The organism is Microbacterium sp. HSID17254, assembly GCF_003989315.1.
Classification (GTDB): Bacteria; Actinomycetota; Actinomycetes; order Actinomycetales; family Microbacteriaceae; genus Microbacterium.
The window spans coordinates 1-1,156 of the sequence record NZ_RBLT01000106.1 but is presented as its reverse complement, the minus strand read 5'-3'; the positions used below and the strand labels follow the sequence as shown (position 1 = coordinate 1,156).

The window sequence follows — 1,156 nt, the reverse complement described above, 5'->3', positions numbered from 1 at the left end:
TGCGCTGATCCGCTACCTCGACGGCTGGTACAACCCGCGCCGGATCCAGGCCCGCCTCGGAGGGCTCGCACCCGACGAGTACGAAGACGACTATCGTCGCGCCCAGCGCGGCGCCGACAGGTAACCCACACTACGGCAAACCGGGGGAAGCTCAGGTGAGCAGCTCGACCAGCAGGCTGCCATCCGCACCACCGAGATCAGCAACCACACGCCCGGGCGGGAGCCGATACTCCTCGAACATGCCCGCCCGCAGACCTCGGGTGATATCGGCCATGGCCTGGCTGAACAGCTGCGCCCGGTCAGGATGCCGGTGAAGCCACTCCCAAAACGGCGCACCGAGATACCGCTCCCCACAAGGGGTATCGGTCCGCACGCTGTGACCGAGCCCGGAGAATGGCAGGTAGTTGATCTGTGTCCACATCCGCACCAGCCGGGCCTGCGAAGCCGGATGAGTCTCCGACAACAACGCCCCCGCCTCGGTAACCCCGAACCGACCGGCCTCATCGAGAGTGAGCACTCCCACCGGAACCAACGTCCGCAACAGACGAGCCAACCGATCCGGCCGAGTACCCGTCCGCTCCGCAAGATCACCCACCGTGGTGGGGCCTTCCTGCTCCAAGCAGGTGGCAACCCCGGTATCGACGACCACGGACAGCGCCTGAGAGATCTGGAACCCCGTCGACAACTGCACGATCAGCATGCCCGGCGACACCATCGACATATCACAGCGTGACGACATACCCCGCCACTGTCCTCACCCCAGCGCAACATCACCAGCCGACATTCGAAGGACACCCCGCCGCCGAATGCTCCAGTGAAGCTGCACCCGGTTGGCCCACGAGCACCTACCAGCCAGACCAACCGCTACAGGCTGTCGACGGCACGGTGAACTGACCCCTCGCCACCCCGCCCGCCGTCAGCGACCCCGAGCCAGCCGACCGTCGCCCTCGGCACGCTATGGGCTGCAGACCCAACGGCCTGGACCCATCCCAACAAGTCAGAGACACCCCCTGGTCAGGTTCGGCGTAGCATGCCGGGTGTGTCCGATAGATCTGATCCGATGGGCACCGATGACATCCTGGTCATCGCCTCCCAGGAGTTCACCCGCCGCGGCAAGGACCTCTACCAGGCCTCGTATGCGTTGATGAGCTACTTC

Annotated in this window: 1 protein-coding gene; it reads right to left on the bottom strand. The window is 65.4% G+C overall.

The window, feature by feature from the left end; all coding sequences use genetic code 11:
• Window positions 1-151 precede the first annotated feature (151 nt).
• Entirely contained in the window at window positions 152-700 is a 549-nt protein-coding gene (locus D8M34_RS17960; RefSeq protein ID WP_161973094.1) for a methyltransferase family protein, read from the bottom strand.
• Between the last annotated feature and the right edge of the window lie 456 nt (window positions 701-1,156).

What these genes read in the sequence shown, in the direction of transcription:
- D8M34_RS17960 (WP_161973094.1), bottom strand. Translation starts at nt 700, where the DNA reads ATGCTGATCGTGCAGTTGTCGACGGGGTTCCAGATCTCTCAGGCGCTG.